The following is a 22,589-nucleotide window of genomic DNA, read 5'->3' as shown; positions in this document are numbered from 1 at the left end:
GTCAGTCGGCCGTGGTGGGCTGCGGGGGGAAGAACAGCTCGACCGCGGGGGCGGCCCGCTTGAGGGCGCCGACCATCTCCTCCGGCGACGCCAGCGGGATGACCTTGCCCTCCTCGAAGGCACCGGTGGAGTAGCCGGTCAGCACCGCCGCGTGCGCGGCCTCGGCGTCCGGGAAGTCCACGACGACCGCGAAGTTGTACTCGATGTCGCGGGTGAACCAGTAGTTGACGACCGTGCCGCCGAGCGCTCCGTAGAACTTGAACGCGTGCTCGTCACGGGCGATGACCGCCTGCGGGTCCTCGAGGATGGTCTTGACGACGTCCTGCGTGTAGCGGGCGAGAATCATGAACTGCATGGGGTACCCCTCCGGGAATACGTCGGCCCCGCCCACCCCGGGTGTCACGCGGGAAGATCGCGGTGGGGGTGGGGCACGGGATCACTTTCAGCCATGCTTCCGGCACCCGGGTCGCGGAACAACCGCATGGCAGCAAGACGACACTGGCTGTCACCGGGCGGCCAGCGAAGGGTCAAATCACCTTGTCGGGCGGCTGGTTGGCGTCCCGCAGCGCCGCGTCGACGAGGGCCGCCGCCGCGCCGGTGTAGCGGGCCGGATCGCACAACCCGGCCAGTTCGCCGGCCGTCAGCCCCGTGGCCGCGAGCTCGTCGAGAGCCTTCGCGAGGGGTTCTCCGGTGCGCCGTGCCCGGTCCGCGGCCTCCGTGAGGAGCCGCCGGGCCGCCGCCTTGCCGAGCCGGGGCGCGAGCACCGCGGTGACCCGCTCGGAGACGACCTGGCCGCCGGTCAGCTCCAGGTTCTCGCGCATGCGCCGCGGGTGCACCTGAAGTCCCTCGGCCAGCTCCCGCGCCGTCCACGCGGCGCCGCCCGTCAGCCGCAGGCATTCGCGCAGCGGCTGCCACTCCGCGTGCCAGGCGCCCGCGGAGCGCTCGTCCTCGCCCAGCATCAGCTGCGTCAAGCCGCCCGCCAGCGCGGGGACTTGGAGGGCCGCGCTGCGGATCAGCGTGGCCAGGACGGGGTTGCGCTTGTGCGGCATGGCCGAGGAGCTGCCCCGCCCGGCGACGGCGGGTTCGGTCAGCTCGCCGATCTCCGTCCTGGTCAGCGTCTGTACGTCGACGGCCAGTTTGCCGAGCGCCCCCGTGGTGAAGGCGAGGGCGGCCGCGAGATCGGCGACCGGGGTGCGCAGCGCGTGCCATGGCAGCACGGGGCACGCCAGGCCGGTCTCCTCGGCGAACGCCTCGGTCAGCCGCCGCGCGTAGTCGGTGCCGGCGGCGTGCGGGCCCGCATACTCCAGGTATCCGGCGAGCGTCCCCGCGGCGCCTCCCAGCGACACGGGAAGTCCGCTCTCGCGCACCCGGGCGAGCCGGTCCCGCGCGTCCACGACCAGCCGGTGCCAGCCGGCGGCCTTCAGGCCGAAGGTGGTCGGGACGGCGTGCAGCACGAGCGTGCGTCCCGGCAGCACCGTGTCCCGGTGTTCCCCGGCGAGGCGGGCGAGCGCCTGAGCGGTCGCCCCGAGGGAGTCCAGGATCAGCCGCAGCGCCCGGTCGGCGACCAGCATCGCGGCGGTGTCCAGGATGTCCTGGCTGGTCGAGCCGCGATGGACGTACTCGGCGGCCTCCTCGTCGACCGCGGCCACCACCCGGGTGAAGGCGGGGACGAGGCCGACGACGGGATTGGCGGCCTCGCGGGCGGCGACGGACAGGGCGCGCAGGTCGAGGCGTTCGGCGCGGGCGGCGTCGGTGATGATCCGCGCGGCACGCTCCGGAACCGTGCCGAGGCGGGCCTGGGCACGGGCCAGGGCCGCCTCGGCGTCCAGCATCGCCTGGAGCCAGGCCCGGTCGGCCACCACGGCTTCGACCGGGGTACCGGCCCGTACGGGAGAGAGCAACCCCGCGTCTTCCTCCGTCCGCGGCTCGTCGAGGGACGGCAGGGCGGGGCTGGTGTCGCTCACGCGAGTACTCCGGTCGACTGGTACGAGCCGTCGGCCGCCGGCGCCGCGGCCGGCGTGAGGGCGTGCACGGCGCCCGCGATGGCATCGGAGTCCGCGAGGGTCACCGAGGCCACCCCCGGCCGGATGCCGGCCGCGGTCACCCAGTGGACGCCCTCGGTGGGGATCCCGTAGGCGAACCGGCGCGGATGGGCGTGCCCGTCGGCGTCCACCACGTGGTACGGACGCTCCGTCACCGCGAGGCCGCCCGTGTCGTAACCGCCGCCCTCGTCCTCCGGTATCCGGTACGACGTGGCCTGGCCGGAGCCGAGCAGGTACGACATGAGGGGGTCCGCGCTGCGGCGCAGGTCGGGCTCAGGAAGCCGGGCCTCGATGAGCACCCGGGCCCGCACCGGCGGCCCCGGCACCAGCGCCGAACGCGCGGTGAACGCGGCCTCCGGCCCGGAGCCCTCGATCCGCATCTCGGCGTCGGGGCCGACCAGTTCGACGATCCCCGCGTCCATCAGGGCGATGAGCTCCTCGATCCGGGAGACCGGCGGCCCGATGGACAGGAAGCCGTTGAACGGCGTGTACCACCCGCGCAGTTCGCGCCGGTAGGAGCCGCCCTCGAGGCCCGAGTGGTCCACGGCCAGACGCACCTCGTTGCGCAGGTCGCGCAGCACGTCGAGCGCCGCCTTCAGCGGTCCTTCACGGTTTCCCTTGCGGGCCTCGGCGACATCCCGCTCCAGGTACGCGCGCGCCCAGGCGCCGAACGCGGCACGGCCGTCGAACTCGCAATCCCGGTACGGCCGGGCGAGCCGGTCCCAGGACAGCCGCTCCCGGATGCCGAAGGCGTCGAGCAGCGCCTCCCGCTCCGCGGCGCCGACCGTCAGGTAACGGTCGACGAACGCGGCTTCCTCGGTGCCGCGCCCGCACTCCCGGAGAAGGGTTCCGTAGTAGACGCTCTCCACCTCGGCCGCGATGAGCGGCCACAGCTCCTCGCCGAACCGCACGGGCTCGCCCCGCGCGGCCCGCTCCCGTATGCCCGCGATCACTTCGGGGGTGAGCAGTCCCGGCCGGTGCCGCTCGGAGACTCCCTTCTGGTTCTCGCCGCGCGCGTGGTACGGCAGACCGCGCCGGGAGCTGACGTACATTCGCGGCTCGCGGCCCGACGGCCGGTACACCAGCCGTCCGCGCTCCTGGCCGAACGTGCCGCCGCGGCCCGTGGTCAGCAGCGCCAGATAGTCGAAGAAGCACAGCCCGAGGCCGCGCAGCAGCACGTTCTCGCCGGGCCTGACGGCGCCGAGGTCGGCGTCCGCCGGGTTCGCCGGGGGCAGATGGGTGAGGCCGAGGCTCCGTGCCAGGTACGCCGTGCGCAGCTCCCTCGGCAGCGGGCGCACCGGGGTGTGCCCCTGGGCGAGCACCACCGCGTCCAGGCCGCCCAGCCAGGATCCGTCCTCCAGACAGACGCTCTGCGTGCCGTCGTTGTCCATGAGCGCCACGGCCCGCGTCCGGTGCGACTCGACGGTCACGTGCTCCGGGGCCCGGCTCACCACCCGCCGGAACGCGTCGCGCAGATAGCGGCCGTACAGGGCACGGGTCGGGTAGCTGTCGGGGCCCAGCTCCGCGGCGGCGGCACGCGTCGGGCCGTCGAAGCCCTCGCCGTCGCCCGCCGCCACCCGTACCGCCCACTCGTACAGGCTCGGTCCGGGCTCCACCGGGCCGTGGATGTCGCAGCTCTCGTCGGTGTACAGGGTGATCTGCGACGCCACGGTGTTCATCAGGAGTTCCGGTGACTGGTCGGTGCGCCAGACGGTGCCCGCGCCCGGTTCACCCGGATCCACCAGGTGCACGGTCAGGGAGGCGTGTGCCGGGTCGTGCCGCTCCCGGGCCAGCAGCCGCTCCAGCACGGAGAGCCCGCGCGGCCCGGCCCCGACGACGCACACCTGCTTGTGCGCGCCGCCGGAGCCCTCGGGAGCGAGCGATGCACCCGTCACGTCAAGCCCGCGCACAGCACCCGCATATCGCGGTGGGCCAGGTGCCACACCGTGTGGTAGCTCTCGACCAGCGGTGAGGTCACATAGGTCAGGTCGCCGCCCCGCACCCGCTCGAGCGCGGCCCGCAGCCGGCCCGGGTAGCTCTCCCACAGCGGATGCGCGGCGCCCACGGCGTCGACGGCGCCCGCGGCGTCCTGGTCGAACGCCGCGAGGCGCTCGCCGATGCCGTCGGGGTCGCGCTGATAGTCCGTCACCAGGCGCTTCAGCGCCGGGTCGTGCGCCTCGAAACCGGCCAGGGCCGAGACGGCCCGGGTGACCTCCTCGGGGGCGGCGGCGCCCCGCCATGCGGTCAGCTGGTCCGTCGCCCGCTTCGTACCGTCCGGCGTGAGCCCGTACATCTCCCCCCGGGGGCTCTTCACGAGGCGGACCAGTCCTTCGTCCTGGAGGCGGCTCAGCGCCGGCTCGGCGTCCGCCGCGCCCCAGGCCTCGAACCGCTCCGTGGACAGCCAGCCCGCCACGTGCAGCGCGTGCAGCACGCGTGTCCCGGGCTCGGCCGACGTCTCGTCGACGGCGTCGGGCAGGTGCAGAGAATTCGTCATGGTGCTCGTCCTTCGTGCGTCGTGCTTTCTAGAGGAATGCCTTGGCGTGCGCGACGGCCAGCTCCGCCAACGGCCCGTCGGCCCGCAGGTGTTGCCGGGCCGCGGGCAGGTCACGCCGGGTCGCCGTCTTCAGCCACGCCCCGGCGGGCCCGGTCACGCGGTCGGTGGCGTCGGCGGGGCCGAAGGTCCACCGGCCGAGCGGGCCCGCGTCCAGGTCGAGGCGGAGCGTGCGGCCGCCGGGCGGCCGCACCCGGGCCCGGCGCAGCGCGAAGGGCAGGGTGTCGAAGCCCAGGGAGGCCACGTGCCGGGCCTGCGGTGCCGGGACCTCCGCCTCGGGCAGCCCGAGCGCCCGCTCCAGGTCCCAGGCGTGGGCCCAGCTCTCCATCAGCCGCGCCCGTGCGAAGTCCCGGGCGGAGAGACCGAGGGCCCAGGGCACGCGGGCGTCGGGCCCCACGCTCTCCAGCGCGGCCAGGGTGGCGTCCTGCCCCCGCTCCAGCCACTCCAGGAGGGCGTCCCTGCCCATGCCCTTCGCGCGGGTGACACCGGCGGCCGTGAACTCCTCGGCGTCGCGGTACGGGCGTACCGCTTCGGCGAAGGTCCGCGGCCCGCCGAGTACGGTGTCCGCCGCCACTTCCTCGGTGTCGGCCAGGTGCGCGATCTGGTCCCTGACCGCCCACCCCACGGCGGGGGTGGGCAGGTCGAGGTCCTGTTCCGGTACGCCGGACAGGAGCGCCCGCACCGCGAGGAATTGGGTCCGCAGGTCCCGCACCTCGGCGCCGGTGTCCGCAGCGGTCACGTGCGCCTCGCCCACGCCACCGCGAGCGACCACTCGGCGTGCGACACCTGCGCGGCGTCGGAGAGGACGAGGAACGCCGGCGGCACGGAGAGCGGCACCGTGCGCCACGGGCGCTCCGCGTCCACGGGGGGATGCAGATAGGCGGTCCGGCCGCCCCGCCCGGTCCACTCCTCGGCCACCGCCGCGACCCCGGTCACCACCAGCGTGCCGTCGGCAAGACCCGCGAGATCCTGCGTCGTCGCGCACCGCACGGCACGCTCCGGTGCCTTCGGCGAGTGGGACGCGTTCTGTCCCCCGGGGACGGCCAGGGCGAGCGGGGCGTCCGTGGCCGCGTCGAGCAGCACGGGACCCCCGCCGCCGTCCGAGTCCGCAGCGAGGCAGACGACGGTGGTGCAGGCGGACTCGCGCAGCAGCTCCTCGGCGCCCGTGCTGTCCGGGCTCGGCACCGTGGCGGGCAGCCTGCCCCACCACACGCGTCCGGTGGTGCCGCACACCGTCACCTCGGGCAGGTCCTCGTCCCCGGTGGCCGGGTCGTCGCGCTCGCCAAGCAGGGCGCTCGTGCCGGCGGGGGAGAGCTGGACGCCCACCACGGTCGGCACGTTCAACTCCCGTGCCACCACCGCCGCGTGGGAGGTGCCGCCGCCCGTCAGCGTGACCAGCGCGGCCGCCTGGCTCATCCCCACGAAGTCCTCGGGCTCCGTCGCGGGCCGCAGCAGCACCGTGTGCCCCGGCGGGTGCTCCAGCACCTCCTCGGCGCTCCTGACGAGCCGTCCGTACCCGACACCGGCGCAGGCGGAGAGGCCCACCGCGAACGGCTCGCCGTGGTCGCCGGTGACCGCCGCGGGCAGCGGCGTGAACAGCGCGTCGACGTCGAGCCGGGCCAGCGCACGGGCGGCCTCGATGCGGCCGTCCTGCCACATGGTCCTGGTGACGCGGTTGAGCACGTGCGGCGCGGCCGCGGCGGCCCGCACCTGGACCAGCCAGAGCCGGCCGCGCTCGACCACGAACTCGACCTCGACCATCGCCTCCAGGGCGTGGTGCAGCTCGGTGACCATGCGGGACAGCTGCCCGAACACCACGTCGTCACGGTCCTTGAGCACCGCGATCGGCATCGGCGTCCGGGTGCCCGACACCAGGTCCTCACCGGTGCTGCCTGCCAGGTACTCGCCGAACAGGCCGGGGTCGCCGTTGACCGGGTTGTGGCTGAAGACGACACCGCTGCCGGAGACGCCGTCGGCCATGCCGTAGGAGAGCGCCTGCACCACGACGGCGGGGCCCGGCGCCTCGGGGATCCGGTTGACCCTGCGGTACTCGCGGGCCCGGGCGGAGTCCCACGACTCGCGCACCGCCTCCAGGGCGACCCTGACCTGCGCCGCCGGGTCGGTGGGGTACTCCTGGCCGGTCAGGTCGCGGTACAGGGCGCACAGCCGCTCGAAGCGCTGCGGGGCGTCCTGCGCGCTCTCCGCCTCGACGAGCCGGGCGGGGTCCGCGCCGCCGACGTACCGGCACAGGTGCCGTGCCTGGGTGACCAGTACGTCCCAGGCGGCCCGCGCGGAGCCCAGGCGGCGGGACAACGGGTCAACGTCGTCCGGGCCGAGCCCGATGCCGAGGAGGGTGTCCATCATCCCCGGCATGCTGCGGGGCGGGCTGGAGCGGACCGCGAAGGCGACCGTGCCGGCGGGCGCCGCCATCGTGTCGAGCGCGGCGTCGGTCAGCTCGGCCAGGACGGCCCGCACCGCCTCGTCCTCGACCCCGGCGGCCGTCTCCACGGAGTCGAAGACGCGGAACGGCGGCACCGGCAGCCCGCGCTCCGACATCAGCCGCAAGTGGCGTCCCTTGCCGCCGAGTTCGGCCGCGGGCTCCGGTGCGGCCGTCCGGACGCGGGACCGGCCGGACTCGGCGTCCGCCACCAGCGTGTACGGGAAGTCGGCCCCCCGGTACAGGACGGTGCCCTCCATGTCACCGGCGGCGAACGAGCGCCACATCTTGCCGCGCTGGGGCTTGCCGCTGGTGGTCCGCGGCACGGCGAGCGCGCCCACGTGCAGGAGCAGCGCCCGGCCGACGCTCAGCCCGAACGGTTCGAGGACGCCGGCGAACCGCTCCTCGTCCACGTCCTTCGCGCCGCGCTGCACCGTCGTCAGGGTGACGGGAGTTCCGCTCTGCGAGTTCAGGACGACCGTGACCTTGTCCTGCGGCAGGCCGAAGGCCCGGCTGAGGGCCAGCTCCACGTCCTCGGCGGTCACGTACCGGCCGTGCACCTTGACCGAGTCGCCCAGGCGGCCGAGGACGTAGACCTCTTCCTCCAGGCGGAAGCCGAGGTCCCCGGTGCGGTACCCGCCGGTGGTGAACCGCTCGTCCTCCGGGGGCGCGCCGAAGTACCCCTCGGAGAGGGCCGGGGAGCGCACCAGGAGCTCGCCCACGTGCCCGTCGGGCAGGGCGTGCCCGTCCTCCCCGGTGACCATGATGTCCGCGCCGAACAGTTCGGTGCCGCAGGACACGATGCTGTGCAGCCCCTCGGGGCGCGGCCGGGTGTCGGTGAGCATCCGGCGCTCCACGATGTCCACCGGGTGCCCGGGGCTGAACTCCGGGGACCTGACGAGGAGTTCGTGCGGCTCCTGGCCGACGCCCACACCGGAGACGGCCAGCGTCGCCTCGGCCATCCCGTACGACGGGGAGAGGCCGTGGGGCGGCAGGCCGAACGGCGCGAGCAGCTCGTGGAACGCTTCGAGCATCGGCATACTGACCCGGTCGGAGCCGACGATGAGCGCCTTCCACCGGGAGAAGTCCATGCCCTCCAGGTGCTCCGGGCGCACCCGGCGCAGCACGCGCTCCAGCGCGAAGTTGGGGATCGCGGCGTGGGTGCCCCGGTGCTCACCGAAGATGCGCAGCCATTCCAGCGGGCTGCGCACGAAATGCTCGGGGCGCATCAGCCACAGCTCGCAGCCGAGGACCACCGGGGTCACGAACAGGCCGATGAGGCCCATGTCGTGGTGGACGGGGAGCCAGGACCCGAAGGCACAGGCGTCGTCGATGGCGTACTTGTCCTGCAACAGGTCGACCTGGGCGAGCACCGCCCCGCTGGTCAGCGTCACCCCGCGCGGGGCGCTGGAGGAGCCCGAGGTGAACTGGATGAGCGCGAGGTCGTCCTTGGCGAGGACGGCCCGCGTGCGGTCGCCGCCGTCGGGCAGCGGCTCGGCGGCGTCCACGCACACCGGCCGCACCCCGTCCTGGGGGACGGGGAGACCGGCGAGCAGGGCGAGGATGTCGCCCTCACCGACCACGCCCGTGGGGTTCAGCGCCTCGAACCGCTGTGCCACGAACGTCGCGTAGTCCATCGGCCCCTGGTAGCCCTTGGGGGCCAGCGGGGTCGGCGTGGCGCCGATGGCGATGGCCGCGAAGAAGTACCGGGCGAACGCCGGGCCCGAGTGCAGGACCAGGGCTATCCGGTCGCCCGCGCCCAGCCCCTTGCCGCGAAGCACGGCGGCGCTCGCGAGCACCTCGTCGGTGAACTCGGGGTAGGCGGTGCGGGTCCAGCGCTTGCCGTCGAAGTAGTTGATGCCGGCGTCGGGGCGTGGGTCGAGCAGCCAGCTCGTCAGATCGCGCATCAGGGCCTCTCCGCCGTCGATGTGGTGGCCGCCTGGGCGGCCCGCGCCCGGACCACGGCGACGAGGTCCTCGACCGTGGCCGCCGAGTAGATCTCGGGGGCGTCGATCAGCTCGATGTCGAAGGCCTCCTCGACCCGGGTGAGCACTTCGAGGAGCGCCAGCGAGTCAAGGCGGATGTCCTGGCTGATGGAGTCGGTGAGCCGGAGGTCCCGGCGGGGCCGGTCGGCGGCGACGGCGTCCTCGAGGACGCGCACGATCGCCTCGGTGCTCAGCCGGTCCTCTGCGGCGGGGGTCGCCACTGCTGCGGGGGTCACAACGTTCTCAGTCAAGGGTCCTCACTTCTCCTGTATCACCGTTCACATGGACGCGGCGCCCCGGCGTGAGCTGGGTGGCCAGCGGGTGCGAGACCACCGCGGGCACCCCCATCTCGCGGCAGAGGATGGCCACGTGGGAGTACTGACTGCCGCGGGCCGTCACCACGGCGCCGACGAAGGGCAGGATGGGCATGATGTTCGCGTCGGCGCTCTCGCAGACGAGGACGGCGCCCTCCTCGGTCGGCATGTCCTCGATGCCGATGACCGGCCCCTCGCAGACGCCCGGCGAGACGCCCGCGGGGCGCCGCTTGGGGGCGGTGGCGGACGACGCGCCGGGGCGCAGGTCGAGGTAGTCGGGCATGGCCAGTGCGAGCGCCTCCGCGCACGACTCCCGCCGCAGTTCGATCTCGGCGGGCCCCGGCACGGCGGCACCGCTGAGTTCGTCCATCGACAGGTACGGCCAGTCCGCGTCGGCGACCCCGCGGGCCCGGGCCAGCTCGCGGACGAGCGTGCGGTGCACGTGGAGCAGCCGCATCGCGAGCGACTTGCTCTGTTCGCGGACCGACATCATGTCGCCGAGGAACAGCACCGAGGCGTCCACAGCCCGGCCGCGCAGCGCGGACCGCATGCCGATCAGGGCCTCGCGCGGGCTGACGTCCGAGACGCTCTCGCCGCCCTCCGCGGGCTGGGCCATCGGCCGGATCGCGTAGTCCGCCCAGGGCAGGTGGTCGTCGGCGACCTCGTAGAAGACCTTGTCCAGGAATTCGGAGGGCCCGCTCTTCATGCCCTTCAGGCCGAACAGGCGGGTCCACGGCAGCTCGGAGGGCTCGCGGAGCCAGCCGGCGACCGCGTGGGCCTGCGGCACCAGCCTGTCGGTCACCTTGCGCCGGATGACCTCCGCGGCCACCGCGCCCGAGGTGCACGTGATGTGCACCTCCCAGGCGATCTCCAGGAGCTTCTTGCCCCGGGCCGCGAACTCGCCGAGCCGCCACTCGATGCCGTTCTCGCGGGCCTCGCGCACGTCCTGCTCGAAGGCGAACACGTGCTGTTCCAGCTTGGCGTTGCGCGTGCGCAGCCGCAGCAGCTCGTTGAGCATGCGCGGGCCGACCATGACCTTGCTCCAGCCCATGACGCGCTCGACGTCGCTGGGCGGCGGGGGCGTGACGCCTTCGAAGTACGCCTCGGTGACGTCCTCGGGCTCGGTCAGCGCCACCTCGTCGGCGACATGGCAGTACGCCGTCAGGTTGTGGTAGGGGCGCAGGCCCAGATAGCCGGTGAAGATGTACGTCGATCCCGTGGTCCAGCGCGGCTTGCCCAGGACCCGGCCGATGAACCGGCGGGTGCCGAGCTCCATCGGCCGGCCGACGAGCGACCAGGACATGGGGGAGAGCCGCTCGGGGGCCACCTCGCCGAAGTTGCCCGCCGAGTAGACGCGCAGCGTGGGGTGGACGCCCGTGTCGACCCGGGTGAACGGGGCCTGTCCGCTCTCCTCGACACTCTCGTCGGCGGCTTCGGGGACAACAGCGGTCATGACGTGCTCACTTCCGAAACAGGGGACAACACGCGCCCTGCCTCGCGCAGGGTCTCGGCGGTCGCCGCGAGGTACCCGGGCCGTTCCGCCCGCACCGGCCGGGGCAGCGTGTCCAGCACGGCGGGGTCGAGGTCCGGCAGCGGAGCGGTGTACTCCAGGCTCTCCTCGGTGAGTCCGAGCCGGCGGGCGGCGAACCGCTGCGCCACCCGCGCGCGCCGGCCGCCCTGGACGATCCGCGGCACGGTGCCGTAGGGCAGGCAGAGTTCGTGCAGGATCCGGGCCAGCGTCGGGCGGGCCGGGTCGTAGTACGTGCAGACGGCGGGCGGCTCGGCGGCGTGCACGAGATCCGTGATCACCTGTCCGGCCACGGCGACGTCACCGGCGTACACGGGGAACCGGCCGGAGCGTTCGAGCAGCAGTGGCATCCCCTGGAGCAGCTGCGGCAGCGCCTGGAGCGGCCCGCCCGTCAGCGGCACCAGCTCGGCCGGGGCCGGGCCGAGCAGCGGCCCGAAGCGCACGATGCTCACCGGCACCCGCTGTTCGCGCCGGGCCACCGCCTCCGCCCGGTACTTCGCGTACTCGTACCAGTTGCGGAACGTCTGGCCCACCGACAGTTCACGGTTGCCGACCGTTCCCTCGGCGCGGCCGAGGGCGAGGAGCGACGACGTGTGGACCACCCGGCGCACGGAGGGCAGGGCCGCCGCGGTGTTGAGGACGTTGCGGGTGCCGTTGAGGTGCAGGTTGACGATGGCCGAGGGGTCGGCCTCCCAGTCGACGGAGCCGAAGCAGGAGACCACGGCCTCCACGTCGGCGAGCCTGTCGAGCGCCTCCGGGCCGAGGCCCAGCCTGGTCGAGAGGACGTCGCCGACGACGGCTTCGCCGTGGTGCGCCACGCCCCGCCGGTTCAGCTCGACGACCTCGGCACCGGCCTCCTTGAGCAGCCGGGTCACCCAGAACCCCAGGTAGCCGCCGGCTCCTACTACGAGGACCTTCACTGGAACCTCCCCAGGGGCAGCTCTGCGGTGGGAGCGTCGACGGGACGCTCCGCGAGATCGAAGGTGACGCGCAGGACCGTCTCCAGCGGGACGGCGGGCAGCCAGCCACCGGTCAGCCCGGCGAGCCGGCCGCGCTCGAAGACCCGGTTGACGGAGGTGTAGCGCAGCCCGTGCAGCCGGTTGCCGGCCTGCCTGCTCCAGCGCACGTAGCGGGTGCCCACGCGGGTGACCGTCTCCAGCGTCCGCAGGGAGACCGGGACGAGCCGGGGCACGTGGTAGCGCGACCCCTCGTCCACGGACTCGAGCTGGGCGAGGATCGCCGCGAGGGTCGGTGCCCGCTCGCCCGCGGCCACCTGGGCGACGACGCCGGACCGCCAGGCCACGAAGGCCGTCGTCCTGCCGTGCGCCAGGACGCGCAGCAGGCTCTCGCCGATCACGTCGCGCGGCAGCGTGTCGACCCGGGCGCCGCGCTGGGCGGGCAGCACCCGCAGCGCCTTGTCCTCGTCGCGCCGGGAGACGAGCTGGTACAGCGAACTGCGCCGGGTGGTGCGCCCGGTCGCCGAGTTGCCGACGACGCCGCCGATGCGGGCCACGAGGACCGGGTGGCCGTCGTGGCGGGCCCGGGTCATGAGGGACCGCTCAGCGGTCCACTTGCTCAGCTCGTACGGCGTACGGTCGGACTCCGGCGTCAGCAGGTCCTCGGTGACCCGCCCCTCGGTCAGCCCCGCGACGAAGACGGAGCCGGCGTAGAGGTAGGGAACCGCCGCTCCGAGGCGCTCGGACAGCTGCTGGGCGACGTCCAAACCGTGTGCGGCCCCGAGGACGTTGACCCGGTCCAGTACGGCGTGGCTGGCCGTCCAGTCCGTGGCGCCCGCCAGGTTGATCACCGCGTCGATGCGGCCGAGGGCTTCGAGCCCGGCCTCGCCGAGCCCCCACCCCGGGCCGCACACGTCACCGACCACCTGCTGGGTCACCGCGGGCCCGAAGACCTGCGGCGCCCGTGGGCGGCGCCGTACCAGGGCGATCACTTCGGGTGCCTCGTCGCCGGCCTCCCGGCACGCCTCCAGGAGACCCTGGCCGACCTGCCCGGTGAGCCCCGCCACGAGGATCCGCATGCCGCGCGTCTGCGGGGGACCCGCCTGCCGGCCGCCGGGATACGACGACCAGCCGTTGCCGTACGGACGCTCCTGCTCCGCGCCCGCCCCGCTCACGACGAGATCCTGACGACGGAGCTGTACTCGTCGGCTGCGCCCGTGAGTTCACCGGCGACCAGGGCGAGCATCATCTCGTCGGTGCCGCCGCCGATGCGCGCGAGACGGATGTCCCGCCAGATCTGGCCCAGCGGCGTCTCCTGCGTGAGGTACCCGGCGCCGCCGAAGACCTGCATGCACTCGCTGACGAGCCGCTCCGCGCACCGGGCCGCGTGCACCTTCACCGCGGCGACCCTGGCCACCAGGGGACGGCCCATCGGCGTGTCCATCGTCTGGCGGGCCACCTCGTGCACCGCGGCCCGCAGCACCTCGATCTCCACGAGCACGTCGGCGAGCTTGAACTCGATGTGCTGGTGGGAGCGGAGCGGGGCGCCGAACTGCTCGCGCCGCTCGCTGTGTTCGACGGCCAGCGCCAGCGCCCGGCTCACCGCGCCGACGACCTGCGCGCCGACGGCGAGGCGCTCGAAGGTCAGGCCGTAGCTGACGTTCGCGAGGCCGAGTCCGGGCCTGCCCAGCATGGCGTCGGCCGGCACGACGACGTCGCGGAACTCGACGGCGACGGTGTCCAGTGCGTGGGTGCCCAGCTTCTCGTGTTCGCGTACGACGGTCGCCTCGTCCAGCGGCACCACTACGGTGGCGAGCCGCTCGGTGGGCGTCCCGTCCTCCTTCGCGATCCGGCACAGCACGATCACGAAGTCGCCCACCGCGCCGAGGGACACGTACTTCTTGCTGCCCCTGACGCACCAGCCTCCCTCGGTGGGGATGGCCAGCGTCCTGATCGCCGACAGATCGCTGCCACCGGTCGGCTCACTGGCGGCCAGGGCGCCGATCGCCGTGCCGTCCAGGGCTCGTTCGCGCAGGTCGATGAGGTACTCGGAGTCGCCGGCGAAACGGTGCAGCAGCGACAGGACAGACTCCGTGTGCAGGCTCACCCCGACGGCGACACCGGTCGGCGCGTGCCGGGCGACCTCCTCCGCGAGCCGCGCGCCGAAGACGACGTCCCCGGGGAAGGGCCCCTGCCAGCGGCGCCGCAGCACGCCGAGCTTGCCGAGCCGCTCCAGCACACCGCGCGGGAAGCGGCTCAGCGCGGACGCGTCCTCGACGTCGGCGAGCGCCTCCCGGACGGCTTCGTCGAGTGGTACGGACAGATGGACATGAGTGGCGTCGGTATCGACGGCCATGATTCCCCCAGACCCTTGAAGCGGGCATACCGATGAAAGAAGTGGGACGGTCGGCCGGGCGGGCCGCGGCCCGTCAGGACATGCTGAGTGTCGGGGCGAGCAGCCCCAGGAACCCCAGGTCATAGGCGATGAAGCCGCACAACCGGGCCTTGAGCCAGTTGTCGTGCCCCACCCCGAACCAGAGCTGGGACGCGTGGAGCGCCACCGCCGGCAGCAGGGTCAGCGCCCCCCACCACGGCATCTCCGGCACGGCAAGCAGACCGGCGAGCAGGGCGACGTCCGCGACGAAGAACACCACCATGGCGCCCTTGAAGACCCGCGGACCGCTCACCACCGCCAGGGTCTTGCGGCCGACGGCGGCGTCGCCCTCCTTGTCGTTGACGTTGGAGTACGAGATCACCATCACCAGCCAGAGGCCCATGATCAGCGATTCGAGCACCGCCGCCGTCGACCACGCGCGCTCCAGCGCCACGTAGGGAAAGATCAGGCCACCGGCGGTGACGAGGCCCAGCATCGTCTCCGAACCACCGGTGCGGAAGCTGAACTTGAAGCCGCCGGAGTACTGGACGGAACAGACCGCCACCGCGACGAAGACGAGCACCGACTCGACCGGCACGTCCCAGCCCAGAGCCGTGAACCCGGCCGCTCCCGTGAGCAGCGCCACGACCGCGGTGACCACGGCGAACGCCTTCGCCTCCGGCACCGTGATGGCCTTGTTCAGGAGCGGCTTGCGCCGGATGTCCCGGCCGAGGTCGCCCTCCTGGTAGTTCGCGGCGTCGCTGCCGTTCGCGTACCCGATGATGTCGTCCACCGCGGAGGTGCAGGCCACGATCGCCGCGGACGCGATCAGGAAGCAGACCAGGGCGAGCGCCGCACCCGACCGCTCCAGCGCCTCCCCGCTCAGCAGGGCGAAGGCCAGTGCCCAGGGGAAGAAGTGCTGATAGACGGTCACCTTGGACAGCCGCACGAAGGCCCGTGCGACCGTCGCGGGGGAGCGCTGCGGACGGTGCTGCCGCGCGCCGGTGGTGTCGGCCTCAGTGCTCATCGATGTGCTCGGACACCTTGATGCCGACGTGGCGCCCCGGCTCGGTGACGAGTCCGAGCAGCGTGCTGCCCGGGGTGACGTCCGTCAGGTTCTTCGGCTTGCCGTCGCCGCCCATGACGCGGACGTGCCAGTCGTCCTGGAGGATGACGTTGACCGTGACGTCCCCGTGCCGGGCCTCGATCAGCCGCAGCGGACGCACCTCGGTCTTGATCCGACCGATGCCCACCTCGCGGAAGGTGCCGTCGGCGGCGACCGCGTGGGCGCGCTCGCCCGCCTCGAGGTCGGAGATGTACGCGGTGTCCTCCGCGCCGAAGACGTACGAGTGGACGGCGCCGGCGTTGACACGGAACGGCCGGAGCTTCATGTACGGCAGGTAGTGCACCTCGGCGCAGACCAGGATGCCGCCGGACGACGTGGAGCCGATGATCATCCCCTCGTCCTCGCCGAACAGGGTCGTCGTGTCGATGCAGCCGCGGTGGCCCATGCCGATCGGCTCCGCGCGCAGCACCTCCAGCTCGACCAGGTCCTTGCGCACCTGACCGTGCTCCTTCACGACCTGGGTGACCAGGTCCACGGCCGTCAGGTGCTCGGCGGAGACCATGAGGCCGGCCGGGCCGGACTCCAGGACGCCGGCCACGGTGTGCGCCTCGGCCGTGTTGAGGAGCTGCTTGACCACGTCGGTCTTGGTGCTCTGCGCCTTGGCGAGCAGCAGCTCCAGCGGAATGTTGGTCTCGTCCGCGAACACGGCGAGGACGACGTCCACCTTGCCGGACAGGTCGGCGGCCTCGTTCATCGTGTCGCCGTCGACGATCTCGCAGCGCACGCCGACACCGCGGGGGCCGGCCAGCGCCCTGGCCACGGGGAGGGCGGCGGGGGTGCGGGCGACGACCATGCCGATGCGCTCGTCGGCGGCTATCTGCTCCGCGAGCGACTCGTCCTCGGGGCCCACGAGGAGGGCCGTGCGGAGGCGGTCGATGGGCTGCCACTCCGCGAACTGGTCGTACCGCATGACCAGGTAGGAGGCCGCGGAGGAGCGGAGGTAGGCGAGGGCGTCGGGTGTCTCGGCCGGGGTGAGCGTGGTGGCGTCGACCCAGAGGGCCGTCTGCGGCGGCGTCGATGACATGGAAAAACTCCCTTTTTGATAATAAAGCGACTGCAAAGAGACAGGGGTGTCTCAGGGTCAGAGTTCGTGGGGGGAGGGGGGTGGGGGGAGCCGCGGGGGAAGGGGAGGGGGGCTCGGTCAGACGGCGAGCTGCTCGCCGTGGATGACGGCACGCAGCCGCGCCACCGCGTCGGCGGGGTCGGGGCTGCCGAACACCCGGCGGCCCACGCAGAGTCCGGCGATCCCATGGCCGATCGCGTCCTTCGCGGAGAGGACGAACGAGTCCCAGCTGCCGTCCGCCTCGCCGCCGGCGATCACCACGGGCACCTCGATGGTCGCCGCGAGCTCGGCGACGTACTCGTCGCCCGGGTGCGCGGTCTTGACGATGTCCGCGCCCAGCTCCGCGACGGCGCGGCCGGCGTGGATCACGGCCTCGGCGCGCTGCGGCTCCGTCTCGTAGTTCCCCGCCGCGTACGTCATGACGAGCAGCGGCATGCCGAGCCGGTCGCAGCTGGCGGCGACCTTGGCGAGGTCGGCCAGGGCCGCCCGGTCCTCCTGGTGCCCGCCGCCGAAGGTGACGTGGACGGAGACCGCGTCGGCGCCGAGCGCGACCGCGGACTCCGGGTCGCACACCCGGGTCTTCAGCTCGCCGCCGGGGCTCAGCCGGGTGTTGCCGGACAGGTGCACGATCATGGCCGTGCCGCGCTGCAGCGGCATGGAGTGGGCGGCGGAACCGCGGTGTACGACCACACCGTCGGCGCCGCCCTCGACCACCGAGTCGAGGACTTCGCTCATCCGGGAGAGGCCGCCGGCGCCTCCCGTGGTCAGCGCGTGGTCGACGGCGATGAGGAGGGTGCGGCCGTCGGCTCCGAGCAGGCGCCGCATCCGGCGCTCTTTTCCATGGATCATTGTGCTGCTTCCGATCTCCTGGGGGCGGGTGCTCCGCGGTGCGGAGCACCCGCGTGGATGGGGAAGCCGTCGTCACTCCTGAGCGAGCAGGACGCGCAACGGCGGGTTGGCGCGGCGGGGGTTGCCCACCGCGAGGGCGAGCAGCATGCACAGGATCACCAGCGGGAGGCTGATGACGCTGAGCACCAGCGGCACGCTCAGCGGCGGCACGAGGCCGCTCTGGCCGGACTGGGCGTCGATCATCCCCGGGATGGCGAGGATGCCGACCGGCAGGGCGACCAGCCAGCTGCCGGCCGCCACGGCGACGGATTCCAGTACGAGTTGACGGTTGATCATGCGCCGGGTGGCGCCGGCGAGCCTGGTCAGACCCAGGGCCCGCTGCCGCTCCACCAGGCCGGAGGCGAGGGTGGCGCCGCCGACCAGAACGGCGAGCACGAACATGACGTAGGCGAAGGCCTCGAAGGAGCTGACGAGCCGGGCCGTGATGCCCGCGAACGCGTCCCGCATCCCCTGCTGGTCGAGCACGACCGCCTCGGGGTAGCGCTCGCCGATCTTCTGCTCGAGCGCCTTCTTCACGGTGGCGACGTCGGCGCCGTCCTCGACGCCGATGTAGTACTCGTACACACCCTGCGAGGCGGTCAGTTCGCGGTAGAGGCCGCTGCCCGCGACGATCATGCCCCCATCGGAGGCGGAATCGTCAAGCACCGATTTCACCCGGACCTCGCGGTGCCCCGAGGGCAGGGGCATGTCCATGGTGTCGCCGACGTCCAGCTTCTGCGTACGGGAGAAGTTGGACGAGATGGCGATCTCGTCGTCCTTGAGCGTACGGACGAAGTCGGGGTCGCCCTCGGTCGTCTTCAGCCGGGTGAGCTTCTCGGAGTCGCCCTTGCCCCAGTTCCACACCTGGACCTTGCGGTCCTCGTGCGTCACGCTCGCGTAGGTGAACGACGTCACCGCGGACACGCCGTCGACTTGGTGCAGCTCCTTCTCCATGGAGACGGGGAACTTCTCGTTCTGCAGGTTGTGCCCGACCTCGGCGGCCTGCACGTAGAGCTCTCCCTGGGTCCAGCGCTCCACGGAGCCCGCGACCTCGTCCTTGATGCTGCTGGAGACGCCGGCCATGGACAGCGACGCCACGATGGCCACGGTGAAGGTGATGGCCAGCGCGGCGTTGCGCCGCCAGCCGAGCTGGAGCTGCCGGGCCGCCGCGAGCCGCACGGGGCCGGGTTCTCCCTTGCGCAGGACGGTGCCGATGACCACGGGCAGCGCCACGCTCAGCAGCGCCGCGCCGACGAACAGGAACAGCAGGCTGCCGGACTTGACCATGGGGCCGCCGAAGACCACGAGCAGCACGCCCACGGCCAGGGCGCCGAGCCCGCCGATCAGCGGACGGCGCACGCCGCCCGGCAGCAGGGCTATCCGGTCCCGGCCGGTGACCGCCTCGATGGCGCTGATCTTGGTGAAGCGCCGGACACCGGACAGCCACGCCACCGCGAACATCACGACGACGGCGATGAACGAGCCGATGACGGGCCCCTGCCAGGGCAGGCCCGGCGTGACGGCCTGCTGGGTCAGATCGGTGATCTGCTTGGTGAACGTGCTCAGCATGGACCCGACCCAGATGCCGAGGCCCGCGCCGACGACGTACGTCCCGAGGAGCAGCGGCACCATGACGGCGGCCGAGCCGAACATGAGATGACGGGTCCGTACGCCGATCAGCCGCATCCGCGCGAGCGTCGTGCGGGCGTCGTCCAGCGCGAGGCGCCAGGTCAGGAGGAGCACGACGGCCGCGGTGATGACCGCGATCGCGGCGAACATGCCGAGGATCGTCAGCGAGGTGCGGAACGTCTTGCTGTAGCCGGAGAGCACCTCCGACGGCTTCTTGATGTCCGCCGCCCCCGCGACCGCCTTCTCGGCGGCGGCCTCCAGGCCGGCCCGGTCCTTGCCCTTGCCGTCGAAGAGGAGCACGTCGCTGTGGCTGCCCCGGTCGAACGCGGTGGCCACCGTGGGCTGCGGCGCGATCACCACGGCGCCCTGGTTGGCCACGTCACCCTTCAGAAGGGCGGCGATCCGCCACTTCTGCACGCCCTGGGGCGAGGTGACGGAGACCTTGTCGCCCTTCTTCAGGCCGTGGTCGTCGGCCCACTTCTCGGTCAGGAAGACCTCGTCGGCGCCGAGCGTGCTGCGCTCGATCTGGCGTGCCAGGCCGTCGTCGGTGAGCGACGCGAGACGCTGGTCGATGCCGAAGACGATGACGGGGTCGCTGTCCTGGCCGGGGTGCGAGGCCCGGGTGCTGATCACCGAGACGCGGGAGGCCTTGACGCCGGTCTCCTGCTCGGCGCGGGTGGCCACGCCCTCGGTGAGGCCGCCGGGGGCCCTGGCCTCCACCGCCACGACGTTCTCACGGATGCCGCCGATGGAGGCGCCCTTGATCGCGTCCAGGACCGAGAAGGAGACGAGGAGCATCGCCGTCGTCAGGAGGACACCGCCGATGCCCGCGGCGACGGCCGACGCCATCCGGGCGGGACTCCGGCGCCAGCTGCGGCTGAGCGAGCGGGAGACGAGGCGGTAGGGGTCGAGCGCCATCACGCCTTCCTCTCGGTGCCGACCACGACGCCGTTGGCGATGGTGACCACCACGTCGGCCTCCGCGGCCAGGTCGAGGTCGTGGGTGATGATGACGCCCGCGGCACCCGTGGTCAGCACGAGCTTGCGGAAGATCTCCTGGACCTGCTTGCCGTTCTCCTCGTCGAGCGCGCCCGTGGGCTCGTCGGCGAAGACGATGACCGGCTCGCTGACGCAGGCACGCGCGACGGCCGCCCGCTGGGCCTCACCACCGGACACCTGGGCCGGCCACTGCTCCGCCCGCTGCGCGAGCCCGACCTCCTCCAGCGCGCGGTGGGCCTTCTCCAGGGCGGCACTGAGCTTCATGCCGCCCATGACCAGCGGCGCGGCCACGTTCTCGGCGATGGTCAGCGACGGTACGAGGTTGTCCTTCTGCAGGACGAACCCGATCTCCTCGGCCCGCATCCGGGCCGCCTCGGTCTCGTCGAGCTCCGCCAGGTCGCGGCCCATGAGGGTGACGGTCCCGGAGGTCGGGCGGTCCAGTCCCGAGAGGATGTTGGCGAAGGTCGACTTGCCGCTGCCGCTCTTGCCGACGATGGCGACCAGTTCGCCCGAACTCACCTCGATACTGCACCCTTTGAGGGCCTCCACGGTCGTGTCACCACTCGTGAACTCCCGTCGTACGTCCTCGGCCCGCAGTACGACCTTCTTCTCCAACATGGCCAACCATCTCTATAGGAATCATTGAACTACTCGGCCTGGAAGCCGAGTTGCTGACGCAGGAGCTCCCGGCGCACCTTCCCGGTGGCGGTCCTGGGGATCGCGCTCCAGGACGCGTGCCGGGGTGACGCCAGCTCCGGGAGCCCGTCGACCGCCTGCGCCCAGCGCTGGGACGGCACCGCCATCCCCGTCCGCGTGGCGACGACGGGCACCAGGGCGCCGTGGGTCTCCAGGACGACGATCTCGACGGCTTCCGGCAGCCGGCCCAGCAGGACGTCCTCGAGGGCGATTCCGCTCGCTGCCTGGTCGAGCCGTTCCACCTGCCGGTCCAGCAGCCGGAGATTACCGAACCGGCTCTTGGTCCCCCAGTCGCCGGAATCCCACCAGCCGCCGTCCGCCCGGTTCTCCTCGAATTTTTCCGGAAAGTTCAGATAGCCCGCGAAGAATCCCTTGGAGCGCACCTGTATACGGCCCGGCTGATTCGCGCCGAGCGGATTTCCCGCCTCGTCGACGATGCGGATGCGGCTGTATCCGGGCAGGGACCTTCCCACGCGGTGGCCGGCCAGTTCCGATTCGACGGATTCCCTGCGGCCGCCGCGTCTGCGCTTCATTCTGAAGGCGACGGGGCCGAGTTCGGACTGTGCGTACACCTCGGCGAAGAGCGGCATCCTGCGGCGTGAGCCGGCGAGCAGCCGCTCCATGGTCGGCGGGTGCATGGCGTCGAAGGTGCCGAGGAACAGGCGGACCGAGGAGAGCACCCCGGTGTCGGCGAGCTCTTCCCAGCGTACGAACGTATTGGGGTGCGTCTCCAGGTAGTGCGGCCGCCAGCGCTCCAACTGCCCGGCGACGACGTCGGGTTCCTCGCTGGCGAGGAGCAGCACGTTCAGCCTGAGCCGCAGCGCGCTGAGCAGTCCGGAGAGCGTCCGCACGTGCACCGGGGAGATCGCGGCCGCGAGGTAGCCGCGCAGGCTGAGGGTGCGCAGTATCCGGGCCTGGATGACGGACTGCTGGTAGAAGCTGTTGCGGGTGTGTACGGCCAGCTTGGGCACCCCGGTGGTGCCGGAGGTGTGCGTGACCAGGTACGGCGCGTCCGGGGCCCGCTCGACGCCGTGCGCCGGCACCCGGGCCTCGGTGCCGACGCGCGGGTCGGAGACGAGGTCCTCCCAGACGAGGCTCGTGGCCCCCGCGGCCGACAGGCGGGGCACCTCCGCCGCCCGCCGCTGTGTGATGAGCAGGTGCAGCGGCACGGTGACCGGCTCGAGGGCCGCCGCGGCCGACGCCACGTCGAGCTTGGCGCTGAGCAGCACCGGGACCACGCCCACGGCCGTGAGTCCGGCCACCGCGACCAGGATGTCGAGCGGCTGGTCGAGCCGCACCACGCACCAGTCGTCCTCCTTCAGCCCGGCGGAGACCGCGGACTCCGCGAGGCGCCGTGCGGCCCCGGCCAGTTCGGAGAGAGGGAAGCCGCCGTCCTTCACGGTGACCGCGATCGATTCGTGGTCCGTACCCCAGGGAAGGCCGGCCTTCTCGGCGGCGGAACCGAGTTGGCCGAAGAGCAGGTCAGCAGAGCGTGGAAAGCGCATGGCGCACGGACTTCCTCAACGTCGGCACTAATACACAGGGCATCGGAACAGCGTTCTTCCATGGTTTCGGGCGGGGCGGGCGCAGGCAAGCGATCATCAGGAAGAAGCCGTTTCGGTGGCGCAGAGCGGACAACGCGGCCGGCCGGACAGACAGAACGGGGCCGGGAATGCTCCCGGCCCCGCTGACGACTCTCGGCTCGTCCTCAGGATTACGAAGCGGCCTTTTTCTCCTTGCGGTTCGCCCGCAGCCATTCCTTGTTCATGCCGGTGATGGAGAACAGCGGGATGCCCTTGGGGCAGGCGGTGGCGCATTCGCCGGTGAGGGTGCAGCCGCCGAAGCCTTCGGCGTCCATCTGCGCGACCATGTCCAGGACCCGCGTCTCCCGCTCGGGGGCGCCTTGGGGGAGCACGTTGAGGTGGTTGACCTTGGCGGAGGTGAAGAGCATGGCGGAGCCGTTGGGGCAGGCGGCGACGCAGGCGCCGCAGCCGATGCATTC

General features: G+C 72.6%; 18 protein-coding genes. All 18 read right to left on the bottom strand.

Annotated elements, in window-relative coordinates; all coding sequences use genetic code 11:
* Window position 1: 1 nt before the first annotated feature.
* Window positions 2–355, bottom strand: a complete 354-nt coding sequence (locus ACI2L3_RS35655) for a GYD domain-containing protein (protein ID WP_404756579.1) — start codon at window positions 353–355, stop codon at window positions 2–4.
* 172 nt (window positions 356–527) lie between these two features.
* The gene (gene pcaB / locus ACI2L3_RS35650) at window positions 528–1,964 is read right to left on the bottom strand and encodes a 3-carboxy-cis,cis-muconate cycloisomerase (protein ID WP_404756578.1); all 1,437 of its coding nucleotides are present in this window, start codon (window positions 1,962–1,964) and stop codon (window positions 528–530) included.
* Complete coding sequence (locus ACI2L3_RS35645) at window positions 1,961–3,937, bottom strand: FAD/NAD(P)-binding protein (protein ID WP_404756577.1); 1,977 nt, start codon at window positions 3,935–3,937, stop codon at window positions 1,961–1,963. Before ACI2L3_RS35645 ends, pcaB begins: the two co-directional genes overlap by 4 nt.
* Window positions 3,934–4,536: a hypothetical protein gene (locus ACI2L3_RS35640; RefSeq protein WP_404756576.1), complete on the bottom strand. Its 603-nt coding sequence runs from the start codon at window positions 4,534–4,536 to the stop codon at window positions 3,934–3,936. Before ACI2L3_RS35640 ends, ACI2L3_RS35645 begins: the two co-directional genes overlap by 4 nt.
* Window positions 4,537–4,564: 28 nt before the next feature.
* Window positions 4,565–5,332, bottom strand: a complete 768-nt coding sequence (locus tag ACI2L3_RS35635) for a maleylpyruvate isomerase family mycothiol-dependent enzyme (RefSeq protein WP_404756575.1) — start codon at window positions 5,330–5,332, stop codon at window positions 4,565–4,567.
* Window positions 5,329–8,937, bottom strand: coding sequence for an AMP-binding protein (locus ACI2L3_RS35630; protein ID WP_404756574.1), 3,609 nt, complete (start codon window positions 8,935–8,937; stop codon window positions 5,329–5,331). Before ACI2L3_RS35630 ends, ACI2L3_RS35635 begins: the two co-directional genes overlap by 4 nt.
* Window positions 8,937–9,266 carry a phosphopantetheine-binding protein gene (locus tag ACI2L3_RS35625; RefSeq protein ID WP_404756573.1) on the bottom strand — a complete coding sequence of 110 codons (330 nt, stop codon included), beginning with the start codon at window positions 9,264–9,266 and terminating at the stop codon, window positions 8,937–8,939. The genes ACI2L3_RS35630 and ACI2L3_RS35625 overlap by 1 nt, the downstream gene beginning before the upstream one ends.
* Entirely contained in the window at window positions 9,259–10,782 is a 1,524-nt protein-coding gene (locus ACI2L3_RS35620) for a PEP-utilizing enzyme (RefSeq protein WP_404756572.1), read from the bottom strand. The genes ACI2L3_RS35625 and ACI2L3_RS35620 overlap by 8 nt, the downstream gene beginning before the upstream one ends.
* Window positions 10,779–11,777, bottom strand: coding sequence for an NAD-dependent epimerase/dehydratase family protein (locus ACI2L3_RS35615; RefSeq protein WP_404756571.1), 999 nt, complete (start codon window positions 11,775–11,777; stop codon window positions 10,779–10,781). The genes ACI2L3_RS35620 and ACI2L3_RS35615 overlap by 4 nt, the downstream gene beginning before the upstream one ends.
* Window positions 11,774–12,988 carry an SDR family oxidoreductase gene (locus ACI2L3_RS35610; RefSeq protein ID WP_404756570.1) on the bottom strand — a complete coding sequence of 405 codons (1,215 nt, stop codon included), beginning with the start codon at window positions 12,986–12,988 and terminating at the stop codon, window positions 11,774–11,776. Before ACI2L3_RS35610 ends, ACI2L3_RS35615 begins: the two co-directional genes overlap by 4 nt.
* Complete coding sequence (locus ACI2L3_RS35605) at window positions 12,985–14,169, bottom strand: acyl-CoA dehydrogenase family protein (RefSeq protein WP_404756569.1); 1,185 nt, start codon at window positions 14,167–14,169, stop codon at window positions 12,985–12,987. The genes ACI2L3_RS35610 and ACI2L3_RS35605 overlap by 4 nt, the downstream gene beginning before the upstream one ends.
* Window positions 14,170–14,242: 73 nt before the next feature.
* Window positions 14,243–15,214, bottom strand: coding sequence for a UbiA family prenyltransferase (locus ACI2L3_RS35600; RefSeq protein ID WP_404756568.1), 972 nt, complete (start codon window positions 15,212–15,214; stop codon window positions 14,243–14,245).
* On the bottom strand, window positions 15,204–16,337 hold the full coding sequence (locus tag ACI2L3_RS35595; RefSeq protein WP_404756567.1) for a 3-dehydroquinate synthase II: 1,134 nt from the start codon (window positions 16,335–16,337) through the stop codon (window positions 15,204–15,206). Before ACI2L3_RS35595 ends, ACI2L3_RS35600 begins: the two co-directional genes overlap by 11 nt.
* Before the next feature lie 117 nt (window positions 16,338–16,454).
* Window positions 16,455–17,201 carry a class I fructose-bisphosphate aldolase gene (locus tag ACI2L3_RS35590; RefSeq protein WP_404756566.1) on the bottom strand — a complete coding sequence of 249 codons (747 nt, stop codon included), beginning with the start codon at window positions 17,199–17,201 and terminating at the stop codon, window positions 16,455–16,457.
* 96 nt (window positions 17,202–17,297) lie between these two features.
* Window positions 17,298–19,811, bottom strand: a complete 2,514-nt coding sequence (locus tag ACI2L3_RS35585) for an FtsX-like permease family protein (protein WP_404756565.1) — start codon at window positions 19,809–19,811, stop codon at window positions 17,298–17,300.
* Window positions 19,811–20,509, bottom strand: a complete 699-nt coding sequence (locus tag ACI2L3_RS35580) for an ABC transporter ATP-binding protein (RefSeq protein WP_404756564.1) — start codon at window positions 20,507–20,509, stop codon at window positions 19,811–19,813. Before ACI2L3_RS35580 ends, ACI2L3_RS35585 begins: the two co-directional genes overlap by 1 nt.
* Window positions 20,510–20,538: 29 nt before the next feature.
* Window positions 20,539–22,092: an AMP-binding protein gene (locus ACI2L3_RS35575; protein ID WP_404756563.1), complete on the bottom strand. Its 1,554-nt coding sequence runs from the start codon at window positions 22,090–22,092 to the stop codon at window positions 20,539–20,541.
* 209 nt (window positions 22,093–22,301) lie between these two features.
* The coding region (locus ACI2L3_RS35570) for a 4Fe-4S dicluster domain-containing protein (RefSeq protein WP_404756562.1) at window positions 22,302–22,589 on the bottom strand (288 nt) is incomplete at its 5' end.

The sequence above is a fragment of the Streptomyces sp. NPDC029674 genome, assembly GCF_044903205.1.
In the GTDB taxonomy this organism is placed as follows: domain Bacteria; phylum Actinomycetota; class Actinomycetes; order Streptomycetales; family Streptomycetaceae; genus Streptomyces.
Note: the sequence above shows the minus strand (reverse complement) of the source record. Positions and strands in the feature narration are given on the sequence as shown.

What these genes read in the sequence shown, in the direction of transcription:
- ACI2L3_RS35655 (WP_404756579.1), bottom strand. Translation starts at nt 355, where the DNA reads ATGCAGTTCATGATTCTCGCCCGCTACACGCAGGACGTCGTCAAGACC.
- ACI2L3_RS35620 (WP_404756572.1), bottom strand. Translation starts at nt 10,782, where the DNA reads ATGACCGCTGTTGTCCCCGAAGCCGCCGACGAGAGTGTCGAGGAGAGC.
- ACI2L3_RS35585 (WP_404756565.1), bottom strand. Translation starts at nt 19,811, where the DNA reads ATGGCGCTCGACCCCTACCGCCTCGTCTCCCGCTCGCTCAGCCGCAGC.
- ACI2L3_RS35590 (WP_404756566.1), bottom strand. Translation starts at nt 17,201, where the DNA reads ATGCGGCGCCTGCTCGGAGCCGACGGCCGCACCCTCCTCATCGCCGTC.
- ACI2L3_RS35605 (WP_404756569.1), bottom strand. Translation starts at nt 14,169, where the DNA reads ATGGCCGTCGATACCGACGCCACTCATGTCCATCTGTCCGTACCACTC.
- ACI2L3_RS35575 (WP_404756563.1), bottom strand. Translation starts at nt 22,092, where the DNA reads ATGCGCTTTCCACGCTCTGCTGACCTGCTCTTCGGCCAACTCGGTTCC.
- ACI2L3_RS35630 (WP_404756574.1), bottom strand. Translation starts at nt 8,937, where the DNA reads ATGCGCGATCTGACGAGCTGGCTGCTCGACCCACGCCCCGACGCCGGC.
- ACI2L3_RS35640 (WP_404756576.1), bottom strand. Translation starts at nt 4,536, where the DNA reads ATGACGAATTCTCTGCACCTGCCCGACGCCGTCGACGAGACGTCGGCC.
- ACI2L3_RS35580 (WP_404756564.1), bottom strand. Translation starts at nt 20,509, where the DNA reads ATGTTGGAGAAGAAGGTCGTACTGCGGGCCGAGGACGTACGACGGGAG.
- ACI2L3_RS35600 (WP_404756568.1), bottom strand. Translation starts at nt 15,214, where the DNA reads ATGAGCACTGAGGCCGACACCACCGGCGCGCGGCAGCACCGTCCGCAG.
- ACI2L3_RS35595 (WP_404756567.1), bottom strand. Translation starts at nt 16,337, where the DNA reads ATGTCATCGACGCCGCCGCAGACGGCCCTCTGGGTCGACGCCACCACG.